Here is a 14,674-nt window from a genome sequence, read left to right as displayed (position 1 = left end):
CGTCAGGGCTGATCGCCGCGCGTGACGGGCAGCTCGTCCCGGGCGCTCCACTGCGAGTAGGAGCCTGGAAACAGGCGCGCCCGGCGAAAGCCCGCCCGTTCGAGGGCAAGCAGGTCATGGGTGGCAGTGACGCCGGAACCGCAATAGACGACAACGTCACCATCGGGGTCCGCACCGAGCGCGGTGAACTGCGCGTGCAGCGCCTCTGGGCTGCGGAAGCGTCCGGTCTCATCCGTGTTGACACTGGTGGGGGCGCTGCGGGCTCCCGGGATGTGACCGGGGCGGGCATCGATCGGTTCGACCTCGCCGCGGTAGCGTTCCGGGGCGCGGGCATCCAGCAGCACAGGCACCCCAGCTGCGACCTCATCCAGATCCGCGATGACGTCGGACCCCCAGATCCGCACCGGGCACGACACGGTGTCCACGTGCACGGAACCGGTGTGCAGCGGTCCGGTCCACGCGCGCAGTCCGCCGTCGAGCAGGGCAGCGTCCTGGCCGAGTGCGCGCAGCATCCAGACCAGGCGGGAGGCCTGCGACCCATCCGTGTCGTCGTACGCCACCACTGTTGTCTCGGGGTCGATGCCGGCCTCACCGAGCGCCCAGGCGAAGCGCTCCGGATCCGGCAGCGGATGCCGTCCCGTCGAGGCGGTGGCTGGGGCGGCGAGCGCCGTCTCGAGGTCCATGTAGACCGCGCCGGGAAGATGGCCCGTGCGGTACGTGGTCTCGCCTTTCGACCCGTCGAGAGCCCAGCGGATATCGATGAGCCGCAGCGTTCCCGCGCGGCCTTCAGGCTCGCGCAGCTCGGCGACGTCGATGACGGGATCGATCATGGGGTGCCTCTTCCGAGCCTGGGCGCTGTGTGGCAGCTCAGGCGCCAGGCAGCTCCACGTCGATACGCACCAGCCGGTGGTCGGAGGTGGGGAACGGGTAGGAGCCGGTCAGCTCACTGCCGGGAGCCCCCTCCTGCGGCCAGTAGACGGCGCTCGAGGTCACCTGCAGATTCTTCGACGGCAGGGCGTAGTCGACACGCAGGTTCCCGGGCCCGGGCTCGTCAGTGAAGTCTGCCGTGTCCAGCGCCGGGTCACCGACGTGGTCCCGATTCGCCGCGGCCTGCTTCTGCGCGGCCTCGACGGCGCCTTCGCTGCGCGGCCGGGGGTCACGGATCCGCGGGTGCAGCAGCAGCTGATCGATCGCACCCGGCCAGGAGTCACCGTCGACGGGATCGGCGTTGTAGTCGCCCAGGATCACGAAACGCTCCGAGGGATGCAGCCCACCGCGGGTGCCCTTGTCATCGACGATCCAGTCACCCCGGTGACCCGGCGCTACGTAGTCGGCCCACAGGCGGATCTCGTCGTTGTTACGGCGGCCGTTGCGGTCCTCCGGACCGTCGAAGCTCGGCGGTGTCGGATGCGCGGCGAGCACATGCAGCAGGCGATCACCCACGCGGATCGGCACGTCCCAGTGCGACTTGGAGCTCAGGCGCAGCTTCTGGGCGACGTCGCTGCCGTAGTAGTCCTCCGGGATCAGGTTGCCCGGCATGGCGGACCACAGCAGTTTCTGGAATGTGCGCACCTGCTCGGTGAGGATCGGGAAGCGGCTGAGCACGAGCATGCCGTACTGACCGGGGAACTCGCCGAAGCCCCAGGCGTCGTCGGGGCCTTCTGCCTTGCCATCGCCGTTGAGGTCCAGACCGCTGGGCACGCCCGTGTTCACCGGGGCGGTGAAGGCATACGGGTAGTGCACCGGCGTGGAGCCGGACTGGGAGACCTCGAGGTAGTTCGTGCGGAACAGGTCCGCGCCGCGCCCGTCATCGTCGTGATCGAACTCGTTGATGAGCAGGATGTCAGGATTGTTGATCTGGATGACACGGGCCACGGCCGCGATCTGCGGGTCATCGCCGCGCTCCAGATCAGCGAGCAACTGCCCCTGGCTCGAGCGGTTCAACGAGGCGTTGTACGTCGCGATCCGTGCCGAGATGCCGCGTCCTCGCCGCCCCGGCGGCGGAGCGGCCTGTGCGGTCGCGGAGGCGAACGGCACAGAGAGCCCCGCCGCTGCGGCAGCGGCAAGGGCTCCGCGTCGGGTCACAGTGGAGTGGTCGGTGCTCTGCTCCATGCGCTCCATTGTGCCCCGGTGTGGCCGACAGGACCAGCTCTGTCCCCACTGTGCTGGTCACAGGCTGACAAACACCGTCACAGGGTCTCCATGCACCCCCTTCTGCACGCAGGCGCGCGGTGCCCGGACCTCCGGCGGCACGCGTGACGTGCGGATGCCAGACTGGCCCCATGAGGATTGCTTTCCTGGGAACCGGACGCATGGGCACCGAACTCGCCCGCCATCTGCTGGCCGATCATGAGCTGGTGGTGTGGAACCGCACTGCGGAACGGACCGCGCCGCTTCAGCAGGCGGGCGCGCGTACTGCTGCCAGCCCGGCAGACGCGGTCGATGGCGCCGACGTGGTGGTCACTGCGCTGTTCGGTCCCGACACCGTGCGCGAGGTCGTGATCACCCCCGCACTCATCCCGGCCGGGGTGCCGTGGCTGGACACCACCACGGTCTCCCCTGCCGACGCCGACGGATTCGCCCGAGCCGTGCCGACCTACGTGGCCTGCCCCGTGGTGGGCACGCTCGGACCGGCACGCGAGGGTCGTCTCGGCGTGTACGTCGGCACCGCCGATGACGCCCTGCGTGAGCAGGCCGCACAGCTGGTCGTCCCGTGGGCGGACCCGGACCGGCTGCGTCCGGTGCCCAGTGCCCGTCAGGCGGCCGTCGGAAAACTGCTCGCGAATCTGGCTCTGGCCGTGAGCGCCCAGGGCCTGCGCGAGGCTCTTGCGTTCGCGGAGGCGACCGGCACGGAGCCGGAGGATGCACTGGACATGCTCTCCGCCACCGGTCTCGCGTTCATCGCCGGCATGAAGGGCCCGTTCGTGCGCGGAGAGCGCAGCACCTTCCCCGGGGATTTCACGGTCGATGCGATCGCCAAGGATGTGCGCCTCATGCTCGACACCGTCGGCGGCATGGGTGACCTCCCGGCCGACGACGTCGCGCCCGGAGCTGAGCTGACTGCGGTGCGCGCCGCCCTGGATTCCCTGGAGCAGGAGCAGGATGCCGGGCGTGGGGATCATGACTTCTCCGCGATCCTGTTGCCGGAGAACGCCAAACAGCTCGAAGACTGAGCCCGGCGCACAACCCGGATCTTCGCACCCCGGATCAGCGCAGGCCGGATCAGCGCAGATCGGCGAGGATGCCGCGCCCGGCCTGTCGGCCGGAGAACAGGCAACCACCCAGGAAAGTGCCCTCCAAGGCGCTCTGGCCATGCATGCCACCGCCGCCGAAACCTGACGCCTCGCCCGCTGCATACAGTCCGGGGAGCGTTCCGCCGCCTGTCTCCTCCGTGCGCTGAACGCGTCCGGACAGATCCGTTTCCAACCCGCCCAGGGTTTTACGCAGCAGCACATGCAGGCGCACGGCGATGAGACCGCCGGCCTTCGGATCGAGCAGCCGGTGCGGTGCGGCGGTGCGGATGAGGCGGTCCCCCAGGTATCGGCGCGCCCCGCGGATCGCCGTGAGCTGCGCATCCTTCCCGAAAGGGTTGGCGATCTCCGCGTCGCGGGCACGGATCACCCTCTCCAGCTCTGCGGCGTCGATGAGGTTCTGTCCCACCAGGGCATTCATCCGCTCGGCGAGGTGCGGCACCGAGTCGGCGCGCAGAAAGTCCTCGCCGTGCTCAAGGAAGGCTCGCACCGGGCCAGGCATCGACTGGCGTGCCCTGCCCAGCACGGCCTTCACGTCACGGCCGGTGAGGTCCGGATTCTGCTCGCTGCCCGAGAGCGCGAACTCCTTGCCGATGATCTTCTCGGTGAGCACGAACCAGGAGTGGTCATACCCGATGCTGCGCAGATGCCGCAGCGTCGACGTGGTGTCGAAGCCGGGGTAGGCAGGGGCCGGCAGCCGACGACCGGTGGCATCGAGCCAGAGCGAGGACGGTCCCGGCAGAATCCTGATCCCGTGGCCGCGCCAGACCGGATTCCAGTTGCGCACGCCCTCGGTGTAGTGCCACATCCGATCAGAGTTGATCCAGCGGGCGCCGACGGACTGCGCCGCCAGCATTCCGCGGCCATCCACCGATGCCGGCAGACCGTGCACGAAGCTCTGCGGCATCTGCCCGAGGTGTTCGGGCCACAGACGCCGCACGAGGTCTTCATTGCCGCCGACACCACCCGTGGCGAGGAGCACCGCTGCCGCACGCTCCTCGAGATCTCCGATGCGTTCCCGCGAGGAGCCTGTGCCGCGTTCACCCGTGGCCGGCGCGAGCACCGCGCCGCGCACACCGCTCACGCGGCCGTCCTCGAGGATCAGCTCCTCCACAGCGCACCGGGTACGCACCGTGAGACGGCCCGCCGCACGGTGCTCCTCCACGCGCCGCAGAAAAGGTTCGACGATGCCGTGGCCTGTGCCCCATGTGATGTGGAAGCGCGGCACCGAGTTGCCATGCCCGTCGGCGGTTCCGTCGCCGCGCTCGGCCCATCCCACCACGGGGAAGAGGCGGTGCCCCATCGCATGCAGCCAGGCGCGCTTCTCACCGGCGGCGAAGTGCAGGTACGCCTCGGCCCAACGGCGCGGCCAGTAGTCCTCGGCCCGCTCGAAACGGGCAGTGCCCAGCCAGTCCTGCCGGGCGAGCTCAAGGCTGTCGCGCACCCGCAGCCGACGCTGCTCGGGTGTGTCGATCATGAAGAGGCCGCCGAAGCTCCACCAGGCCTGGCCGCCGAGATCCTGCTCGCCCTCGCGCTCGAGCAGCAGCACGCTGCGGCCCCCGTCGGCGATCTCTGCTGCAGCCACGAGCCCTGCCATTCCCGCGCCGACGACGATCACATCGTGGTCCTGCGGCTCAGCGCGGGATGCTCCGCCGGGGCTCTGGGTGCGAGGCACGGCGGCGCCAGGGCGCTCGCCGTCCGGGTCAGCCGGTCTCCTGGCGACGCCGGGAGGCGTCATGGGACCCGGATCCTTCGCACGCGTGTGAGATGACTGGTCTGGTTCGCGCTGGACATGCGGCTGGACTTCTGGCGGTTGTTCTCGCCCACCTTGCGGTCCGCGGTACGCAGATTGCCCACTGCCACGCGTGATTCCCGCTCGAAGATATAGCGCTTGTCGGTGTTGCGGTAGCGGCGGAAGATCGCCAGGTAGATCGTCACCGTAGTCGCGGGGCCAGCGATGAACGGCAGCGCCACCACCGCCAGCGAGTAATTAGATGACCCTTCGGCCAACAGCTCATACAGCATCGCGCGTCCTTCCTCAGCCGGCCAGGAACACCATGGCGGCGATCACGCCCGTGACAGCAGTGACCACGGCCCCGACGGAACAGGCCAGTGCGGCGATCTTCGGGTGGGATACGGGCACCGATCCCATCGTGGAGCCTGTGCGGCCGTTGACGGCGATGTAGTGGACCAGGCTGCCTGGGCCTTTCGCCGAATCGGCGTAGCTGTACAACCAGACGGGCACCGCCACAGACACCCAGCGGGAGCCCCTCACGGCCACACCTTCCTCGGTCCATTCCACGCCGCGGTCGTACGCGCTGATGGTGGGCAGCGCTTTCGCGCGTGCGACAGCCAGGAATTTGTCCTCGATCCGCTCGTCGAGGTCGTCGATGTTCACATCGCGGCGCTCGGAATTGAACCCCTTGAGGTAGTTGGGGTTGAACGCGAACGCATTCTCAATGTCGTAGGGCTGGACGGCGTTGAGGATGTTGTTGGTCGAGGCGCTGTTGTCACGTGCGTCGTAGCGGCTGGCGGATTCCACAGCGAGGTCGTCCACCAGCATGTCGAAGGAGCGTGCGATGGCATACACGTCGGCGTCGTAGTAGGTCTCGGTCACATAGTCGTCACCGCGCTTGCGGCGCACGGTGTACTGGCGAGTCTGAATCTCGCCACGTCCCCGCAGCTCAGCATGCAGGTTGCCGTCCACGACCATGTACGGGATGTAGACACCGATCACGTTCTCAGGCACGAACTCGTCTTTGAAGCGGCTCAGCGCGAACGTGCGCCGCTCGCCGACGAAGGCGCGGATTCGCTCGACCGCGTCGTCGCGAGTGAGGAGGAACGGCAGCAGCGCATCGGGCACGGCACCGTTGGGGACCTGGGTGTTGACCGACAGGGTCTGTCGGCACCAATGGCAGCGCGCCTGCAGCGTCTCCTGCACGGGGATCACGACCTCGGCGCCGCAGCCCTGGCATTTGAGGGTGACCACCGTGGCGGTGTCGTCCTGGATGTCCACCGAGCCGGAGGCGATGGTCGTGCCGCGCAGCTGGTCGATCGGAGAGTCCAGCCCGAAGGCGCGCTCGGCCACCGCCTCATTGAAGGAGTGCCGGCAGTAGGAGCACACGAGCGCACGCGCCGTGATGCTGTAAGCGATCTCTGAGCTGCCGCAGCTCGGGCATTTCGTCAGACCATCGGTGCGGCCAAGCGATGTATCGATCACGCGACGGCCAGCGTTGCGGGCGGCCTGTTCGGCGCCGCTCAGCTCATCCCGACCGAGCATCCGGGCGGGACCGTCAGGGCGCGGCGGCGTGCTGTCGGGCGCATCGGTGCGGTTCTCGACCCGGGATGGCGGCCCGGCGGCAGCGGCACGAGTCTCATCTGCGGTGCGCTGTTGCGGCCACTGCGGCACCGACCGCTCAGCCGTGCCCGCTCCCATCGACGTGTTCGGCATCTGATGACCGGGTCCAGCAGGGGCGCCGACAGCTCCGGGATGCGCCCCCGGCACAGGACCAGGCATGCGCAACTGCGGTGGTACCGCGCCCTGGCCCGGCTGCACACCAGCGGGTGGTCGCGGCACCGGCGGCACGGCATCGGGGCCTGGCTGCGAACTGGGTGCCCGACCGGGCGGCCCCTCGGGGCGCGCCCAGTCGGGCCGCGACGGCGGCTGGGTCATCTCAGAGTCCGAGGGCCTTCTTCTTCGCGGCCTCGTAATCCTCCTCAGAGATCAGTCCCTGCTCCAGCATCTGCTTGTACTGGGCGAGCTTCGCCACGGGGTCCTCCGGTGAGGTGGCCTGCTGCGGAGCCTGGCCCTGCGCTGCGCCCTGCGGAGCCTGCCCACCCTGCGGAGCCTGGCCCTGCGCTGCACCCTGCGGAGCCTGGCCACCCTGCTGCTGCATGCCCGGAGGGGCCTGCCACGGCTGGACGGGCTGCACGAGGCCGCCGGCCGCACCGGCACCGGCGCCGAACATCGCCAGGCCCGCGCCGCCGCCGTTCTCGCCAGCGGCCTGCACGCCCCGGGCCACCGCCTGGTTGAGGTAGGACTGCGAGCGGGCGCCGGAGAGGGCGTCGGCCTTCTGTACCTCCGTGAGCAGCTCGCGGGTGCGCTGGTCGTACTCGATGGCCGCGAGGGCGACCTTCACGATCGCCAGGCCACGGTCGCTGGACCAGCGGTACTCCTCCTCCACCGCGGCCGACAGGCTCTGGGCGAAGCCCACGGAGTCCGACTGGATACGAGTGATGCGGTTGCCCTTGTCCGGGTCATTCGTGTACCGGGAGAAGGCAGCGGCCAGTGAGGAGACGACCTCACGGAACAGCTGGTTGCCGGCGGAGTTGTCCGGATCGGAGAAGTCGAACACCGGCGCGTTCGCGGAGATGAACGTGGCGGGCACGAAGTTGTGCACGAACAGCAGCGGGTCGATGATCCGCATGGTGTAGGAGCCGCGCGTCACGGCGCCCACCTGCGAGTTAAGGTAGGCGTCATCCCAGTAGATCTCCGACTGGGTGCCGAAGCGGTTGTCGGGCAGCTCCTTGAGGTTCACGTAGAAGGCGAGCTGCTGGGAGGCAGGCTGGCCGCCGTACTTGAAGCGCTCCCAGCTGGTCCCCACGGTCGAGGCCAGCGGGTCATCGCCTGCGAACACGGAGCGGGCGTCCGGGGGGTCCGTGCGGAACTCGTAGCCGCCGGCGTCGGTGATGAGGCCGGTGGCGCGGCCGTCCACCACGGTGATCAAGCCGTAGCCCTGCGGCACCAGGATCTTCGAGCCGTTGGAGATGATGTTCTCGCTGCCGCGCACATTCGAGCCGCGGCCGGCGTTCTGCCCGCGGGGCACGGCCGGGAACAGTGCCGCCGTCTGGGGCAGACCGTCCGGCACAGTGAGGAAGTCCTTCCACTGGTCGGCGAGCATGCCGCCGATCGCGCCCTTGAATGCCTGGATGAATCCCATTGCGAGCTCCTTCGTTGTCCCCCGGAGAACGTGATCGGCGACATCGTATCGTCCAGGGCCGGAGCCTGTTCAGCCGGTGATGTCGAAGCTCGCGAGCTTCTTCGTGTTCCCCGCTGTTTGCAGCTCGAGCAGCTGCGCATAGATCCCACCGGAGACGGCGAGCTCGGCGGGGGAACCGATCTCGTCCACCCGCCCGTCGCGCAGGGTGACGATGCGGTCCACCCCGGCGATGGTCGACAGGCGGTGGGCGATGATCAGCGAGGTGCGGCCGCGCATGAGCTCGTCGAGCCCGGCCTGCACCTGACGCTCGGCCTTGGTGTCCAGAGCACTGGTGGCTTCGTCGAGCACCAGGATCGGGGCATCCTTGAGGATGGCGCGAGCCACCGCGATGCGTTGGCGCTGACCGCCGGAGAGCTTCAGGCCGCGCTCACCGATCACCTGGTCATAGCCGTGCTCGAAGCGCTCGATGAAGCGGTCGGCGTTGGCACGGACCGCCGCTGCACGCACCTGCTCGTCCGTGGCGCCGGGGTAGCCGTAGGCGATGTTCTCCCGGATCGTCCCGGAGAACAGTGCTGCGTCTTGGAACACGACGCCGATGCGGCTGCGCAGGCGGACAAGCGGGATCGTGTCGATCTGGTGGCCGGCCACCTCGATGCGGCCCTCCCGGGCGCTGTACAGGCCCAGGAGCAGGTTCACGATGGTGGATTTTCCGCCGCCGGATTCTCCCACGAGCGCGACTTTCTCGCCGGGTGCGATGTCGAAGCTGATGTGGTGGAGGACGTCTTCGCCCTTCTCGTAGGCGAAGCTGACGTCGTCGAAGGACACCATCGCCTGCCCCGGGGCGAGCTGTGGTGCCGGGGCCGACGCCTGCTGGGCATCGTCGGCCTGCGCCATGATGCTGGCCGCCCGATCGTCCACCTCCGTCTCCATCACCCGGAAGTAATCCTTGGAGCCGGCGATCGCATGCTGGGCGGTGTCGATCACGAAGCTCATGTTCTGCACCGGCTGGCGCGCCATGGTCATCAGCTGGATCAGCAGCACCATCTCGCCCAGAGTGAAGGCGCCGTGCACGGTGCGCTCGAAGATAATCGCGTAGATCCCGAAGAACACGATGTTCAGCACGGCCCGGCGCAGCGAGTCCATGCGATGCCAGTGCGAAGACTGCGCGGCCGTGATGGAGTCGGTGGCGCGGAATCGGGTGGTGAAATCCTGCAGCTCCGAGCGCTCGCGCACGAAAGACTTCACCACACGGATCTGACCGACGACTTCGGCGAACCGTCCCGAGGCGATGTCGATCTGCTCGTTCTTGTCGCCCTCGAGCCGCTGCCATCTCTTCGACGTGAGCGCCGTGAGCCACACGTAGACGGGGAACACGATGAGCAGCAGTACAGTGAGCGGCCACGCATACCAGGCGCTGATGGCGAGCACCGCCGCCGTCGTGATCAGCAAGGTGGCGAACATGTTCGAGAACATCTTCGCGAAGTTCGTGATCTCGGTGATCGACCGGTTCAGCCGCGCCACAATGGTTCCGGTCAGCTCGGCGTCGAACCAGCTCTGCGGCAGGTGCAGCAGCTTGTCGTAGTACCGCACGGACAAGATGGTGCGCATCCGGTTCGACATGACGTCGCCGTACCAGCCGCCGACGTTCGACAGCACGGTCTGCACCAGCTCAGCCAGCAACAGTGCGGCCGCCAGCCAGATGGCGGTGCGCAGCGCCGCATCGACCGGGGTGGAGCCGGCCAGCGCTGCGGCCACCGTGTCCGTGGCCCTGCCGATGAGGAAGGGGACGGCGAGCCCGGCCACGGCCGTGAGCACCGAGCAGGCGATGATCGCGAGGTAGAGCGGGGTCAGTTCCCGCGTGAAGCGGGCGATGCGCAGCAGAGAGGACACCCCACCGGGGTAGGACCGACGGTTCACGGCTCAGCGGGCCGCCTGCCCAACGGACCTGATACTGCGCAGCCGCAGAGAGTTCGTCACCACGAACACGCTCGAGAACGCCATGGCGGCACCGGCGAGCATGGGGTTCAGCAGGCCCAGTGCCGCCACGGGGACCGCGGCGGTGTTGTAGGCGAAGGCCCAGAACAGGTTTCCCGTGATGGTGCGCAGGGTGCGGCGGGAGAGGCGGATCGCGTCGACCACGGCGAGCAGGTCCGTGCGGACGAGGGTGATGTCGGCGGCCTCCATGGCGACATGCGTGCCGGATCCCATGGCGATGCCCAGGTCTGCCTCCGCAAGGGCGGGGCCATCGTTGATGCCGTCGCCCACCATCGCCACCGCGTGTTTATCGCTGCGCAGACGCTGGATCGCCTCGACTTTCTGGTGCGGCAGCACACCGGCGATCACCTGATCGATGCCCACCTCGGCGGCCACCTGGCGGGCAACGGTCTCGTTGTCACCGGTGAGCAGCACGGGGGTGAGCCCGAGGTCTGTGAGGCGGGTGATCGCGTCGGCAGCGTCGGGGCGCACAGTGTCCGCGACAGCGAGCACGCCGCGGGCGTGCCCGCCCCAGGCGACGAGCACGGCAGTTCGTCCAGCCCGCTCGGCCTGTTCGCGCGCAGCGGTGACCTCGGCCGGCACGTGGATGCCGCGCTCCCACAGCAGGCTCTCACGGCCCAGGAGCACATCGTGGCCGTCGACAGTGCCGCGCACACCGGAGCCGGCCAGGTTCTCGAAGCCGGTCACCTCGGGCAGGTCACCCACCTGCTCACGGGCTCCGCTCGCGATGGCGACGGCGATCGGATGCTCGCTGGCGGATTCGACGGCGCCGGCGCGGGCCAGCAGCTCCCGCGTCGAGGTGTCGGCCGCCGCCTGCACATCCTGCAGTGTCATGACGCCCGTGGTGATGGTGCCGGTCTTGTCGAGCACGATCGTGTCGACCTTCTTCGTGGACTCCAGCGCTTCGGGGCCCTTGATGAGCACACCCATGCCCGCGCCGCGGCCAGTGCCGACGAGCAGCGCAGTGGGGGTGGCGAGGCCGAGGGCGCAGGGGCAGGCGATCACGAGCACAGCCACACCGGCAGAGGCGGCATAACCCCAGCCTGCTCCGGCGATGACCCAGCCGATGACGGTGCCCAGAGCGATGAGTATGACGATCGGCACGAACACCGCGCTGACCCGGTCGGCCAGGCGCTGCACCTCCGCTTTACCCGATTGCGCGTCCTGCACCATCTGCGCCATCTGCGCCAGGCGCGTGTCTTCACCAACACCGGTGGCCTCCACGACGAGGCGGCCGGAAACGTTGACGGTGGCGCCGGTGACGTCATCACCGTCGGCCACATCCACGGGCACGGACTCGCCGGTGAGCATCGAGGCATCCACCGATGAGCGGCCCGAGATGATCCGCCCGTCGGTGGCGATCTTCTCCCCGGGGCGGACAACGAAACGCTGGCCCGCACGGAGCTCACCGATGGGGACGGTGCGTTCGACGCCATCCTCGAGCACGGTGACCTGCTGGGCACCGAGGTCGAGCAGGGCACGCAGGGCCGCGCCGGAGTCCCGCTTCGCGCGTTTCTCAAAGTAGCGTCCCAGCAGCACAAAGGTGATCACACCGGCAGCGACCTCGAGGTAGATGTACTCGAGCGGGTCGCCATGGGTGAGGGTGAGGTGGAAGCTGTGGCGCACCCCGGCCTCGCCAGCAGTGCCGATGAACAGCGCCACCAGTGACCATAGGAAGGCGGCGCCCGTGCCCATGGTGATGAGCGTGTCCATGGTGACGGCGCCGTGGCGCGCGTTGATGGCAGTGGCACGGTGGAACGGCCACCCTGCCCAGACGATCACGGGGGCGGCGAGGGTGAGTGAGGCGAAGCCCCAGTGGTCGAACTGCAGCGCCGGGATCATGGCCATGGCGATCACCGGCAGGGTGAGGATCGTCGCGCCGATCACGCGGTGGCGCAGGTCGCGCAGTTCAGGATCCTCGGCATGTTCGGTGCGCTCGCTGCTGGCCGACGGGGCGGCGTGCGGTTGCGGCGGGGCCGGTACGCGGGCGCCGTAGCCCGTCTTCTCCACGACCGCGATGAGGTCATCCGCGGTGACGCCCGCGGGGACCTGAGCGGTTGCTATCTCGGTGGCGTAGTTGACCGCGGCACTCACGCCCTCGACCTTGTTCAGCTTCTTCTCGATGCGCGCCGCGCAGCTGGCGCAGGTCATGCCGCTGATCTCGAGCTCGATCGGGGTGAGTGACGCCGTGTCGGATGAGCCGGTCTGGTCGGCCTGCCTCGACTGTCGGGCTGCGCCGGCTATGCCGTCGAGGCCGGATACCACGGTTGCTGCGGGTGTTCTGGTCGGGTTGCGAGACGCAGCTGGAGCGGATGCATCAGCCGGGCTAGACACGATGGAGCGGGCCTTCAGCTCGGTGGGAGCGTTGGGGGAACGAGTCACGGGGCCTCCTTCAGCACAAGGTTATACCCCCAAGGGGTATGTACGGAAGGGGTGGCGGAGGGCGCGCGGATCACCACCGTCGAGCCGCCGTCGGCGGTCACTGCGGGTCGTCGGCGGCGCGCAGCAGGGCTGGGAGCGTCAGCACCGGCGTCACAGCCAGCCGTTGTCGGTGGCGGCCCGCACAGCCTGCGCGCGAGTGGTCACGCCGAGCTTCCCGATGGCGCTGGAGATGTGGTTACGCACAGTGCCGGTGGAGAGGAACACCCGCGCGGCGATGTCTTCCGAGGTGCCGCCGTGGGAGGCGGCACGCAGCACCTCGATCTCCTTCCGGCTCAGCGGATTCGGGCCGCTAGCCAGGGACTGCGCGGCGAGCTGCGGGTCGAGCACCCGCAGGCCGGCGTGCACACGACGCACGGCATCGACGATCTGCTCGATCGGTGCGTCCTTGGTCATGAAGCCAGCGGCCCTGGCGTCCATGGTGCGGCGCAGGTAACCGGCGCGCCCGAAGGTGGTCAGCACGATCACGCGGGTCCCCACGCAAGTCTCATGCAGTTCCTGAGCGATGGCGATGCCGTCGGCGGGTCCTTCACGACCGTCGGCCCGGATACCGGCGGGCATCTGCACGTCCAACAGGAGCACATCCGGGGCGTGGCGCTCGACCAGCTCAAGGGTCTCAGCGCAGGTGGCGGCCTCCCCCACAACCTGGAGGTCCCGTTCCTGAGCGAGCAGCGCCACCAATCCGCGTCGCAGCAGTTGCTGGTCATCGGCGAGGGCGACGGTGATCACGGCTGCTCCTCCTGCGACGTGGGCCCTGCGGCACTGCTCATGGCGTGGTTCGCGACCGGACCTGCTGCCGATCGTATGGCCGGACGCGTGTCGGGGATCGTCGCGCCGACGGTGGTGCCGTCGGCGCTGCTCGAGAAAACGAAGCGTCCCCCTGCAGACTCGACACGGTGACGCAGCCCGATCAGGCCATTGCCCAGGGCACCTGCCTGAAGCCCCTGGCCATCGTCGGTCACGCTCACGCTGTGTTCATCGAGGCGGATCTCGCAACGCGTCGCATTCGCATGCCGCACCACATTGGTGACGCCCTCCCGCACCACATAGCCGAACAGTTCGGCGTGCTCATCCGTGATCGTCGGCACGGCGGTCGGCAGTTCGGCGGTGACACCGGCAGCCGCGAGGACACTGCGCGCGGACGCGATCTCGGTCGCGATCCGCACCTCCTGCATGCCCGCGACGGTGGCGCGCACATCAGCGAGGGACTGGCGGGCGATCCGCTCGATCTCGGTGAGATGCTCGGCGGCGAGCTCGGGATCGGCGGCCACGAGACGGCGGCCGAGCTGCGCGGACACGGTGATCGTGGTCAAGGAGTGCCCCAGGATGTCGTGGAGGTCCCGGCTGATCCGCTCACGCTCGGCAGCCACGGCGAGCACCGCGTTGCGCTCCTGCACCTCGGCGAGCGCCTCCTGGGCACGCTCTCGCTCGATTCCCTGCTGGATGCCCACACTAGTCGCGAGACCCATCACCGTCAGCATCACCATGGTGCCGCTCGAGGCGGCCACGGCGAGGAGAGCGGCCAGCACGGCGATCACACCGAGCGCGGCGAGCCCTGCCCGTCCGCGCAGCACGATCACGTGCAGAATCATCGCGTAGATCACGAAGAAGCCGACGTCCGTCCCCAGCGGGATCATCGCCAGGGCGAGCACCAGCCAGGATGCGATCAGCCAGGCCACACCCACGCGGCGCGGATAGGCGGGCATGGCCACGCTGTAGACGTACAGCACGCTGTAGACGGCGCACAGCGCGGTGACTGAAACACCGACGACCACCGATCCGCTGCGCCAGGCCGGCACGATGGCGAAGGCCATGAACACCAGCGACGGGATGGTGTACAGCAGACCGCCGGACTCGCGGGCCGCCCGGTGCAGGGTGCGGAGGCTGAGCGGACGCACTGTCTCCGGGGCCATCGGCACAGGGTCTGTGCGATGAGGCCCGGGCATCGCGGGTGTTGCGGCAGTCTCCACAGCCTCATCCTCTCAGTCGAATGTCCCGAGCCGGGACGAGTCAGCGCGTCACCGTGACGATGCGTCCGCGCAGAGAAGC

The 14,674-nt window shown here is 68.8% G+C and carries 11 protein-coding genes; 1 reads left to right on the top strand and 10 read right to left on the bottom strand.

The annotated features are described in order from the left end of the window. Window positions 1-2 precede the first annotated feature (2 nt). Window positions 3-830 carry a sulfurtransferase gene (locus C8271_RS02805; RefSeq protein WP_106506024.1) on the bottom strand — a complete coding sequence of 276 codons (828 nt, stop codon included), beginning with the start codon at window positions 828-830 and terminating at the stop codon, window positions 3-5. A gap of 37 nt (window positions 831-867) precedes the next feature. Beyond that, window positions 868-2,112, bottom strand: coding sequence for an endonuclease/exonuclease/phosphatase family protein (locus C8271_RS02800; RefSeq protein ID WP_106506023.1), 1,245 nt, complete (start codon window positions 2,110-2,112; stop codon window positions 868-870). A 170-nt stretch (window positions 2,113-2,282) separates the two neighbouring features. Here C8271_RS02800 and C8271_RS02795 point away from each other — a divergent pair, with 170 nt between their 5' ends. Continuing rightward, entirely contained in the window at window positions 2,283-3,173 is an 891-nt protein-coding gene (locus C8271_RS02795; RefSeq protein WP_106506022.1) for an NAD(P)-dependent oxidoreductase, read from the top strand. A gap of 49 nt (window positions 3,174-3,222) precedes the next feature. Here the strand turns inward: C8271_RS02795 and C8271_RS02790 are convergent, their stop codons facing one another. From C8271_RS02790 to C8271_RS02755, 8 genes are all read right to left on the bottom strand, one after another. Next, window positions 3,223-4,989: an FAD-binding dehydrogenase gene (locus C8271_RS02790; RefSeq protein ID WP_106506021.1), complete on the bottom strand. Its 1,767-nt coding sequence runs from the start codon at window positions 4,987-4,989 to the stop codon at window positions 3,223-3,225. Next, a complete protein-coding gene (locus tag C8271_RS02785) occupies window positions 4,986-5,276 on the bottom strand; it encodes a hypothetical protein (RefSeq protein ID WP_106506020.1) in 291 nt (96 codons plus the stop codon). Before C8271_RS02785 ends, C8271_RS02790 begins: the two co-directional genes overlap by 4 nt. A gap of 13 nt (window positions 5,277-5,289) precedes the next feature. Continuing rightward, window positions 5,290-6,702: a TFIIB-type zinc ribbon-containing protein gene (locus C8271_RS02780; RefSeq protein WP_245920802.1), complete on the bottom strand. Its 1,413-nt coding sequence runs from the start codon at window positions 6,700-6,702 to the stop codon at window positions 5,290-5,292. 223 nt (window positions 6,703-6,925) lie between these two features. Next, entirely contained in the window at window positions 6,926-8,191 is a 1,266-nt protein-coding gene (locus C8271_RS02775) for an SPFH domain-containing protein (RefSeq protein WP_106506019.1), read from the bottom strand. A 69-nt stretch (window positions 8,192-8,260) separates the two neighbouring features. Continuing rightward, a complete protein-coding gene (locus tag C8271_RS02770) occupies window positions 8,261-10,081 on the bottom strand; it encodes an ABC transporter ATP-binding protein (protein WP_106506018.1) in 1,821 nt (606 codons plus the stop codon). Window positions 10,082-10,111: 30 nt separating this feature from the next. Continuing rightward, window positions 10,112-12,358 carry a heavy metal translocating P-type ATPase gene (locus C8271_RS02765; RefSeq protein WP_281260371.1) on the bottom strand — a complete coding sequence of 749 codons (2,247 nt, stop codon included), beginning with the start codon at window positions 12,356-12,358 and terminating at the stop codon, window positions 10,112-10,114. A gap of 360 nt (window positions 12,359-12,718) precedes the next feature. Next, the gene (locus tag C8271_RS02760) at window positions 12,719-13,354 is read right to left on the bottom strand and encodes a response regulator transcription factor (protein WP_106506017.1); all 636 of its coding nucleotides are present in this window, start codon (window positions 13,352-13,354) and stop codon (window positions 12,719-12,721) included. Beyond that, window positions 13,351-14,538, bottom strand: a complete 1,188-nt coding sequence (locus C8271_RS02755; RefSeq protein WP_170957780.1) for a sensor histidine kinase — start codon at window positions 14,536-14,538, stop codon at window positions 13,351-13,353. Before C8271_RS02755 ends, C8271_RS02760 begins: the two co-directional genes overlap by 4 nt. Between the last annotated feature and the right edge of the window lie 136 nt (window positions 14,539-14,674).

Origin of the sequence: Brachybacterium timonense (assembly GCF_900258505.1) — a bacterium.
Lineage (GTDB): Bacteria > Actinomycetota > Actinomycetes > Actinomycetales > Dermabacteraceae > Brachybacterium > Brachybacterium timonense.
This window is presented reverse-complemented; position numbering and strand designations above follow the sequence as displayed.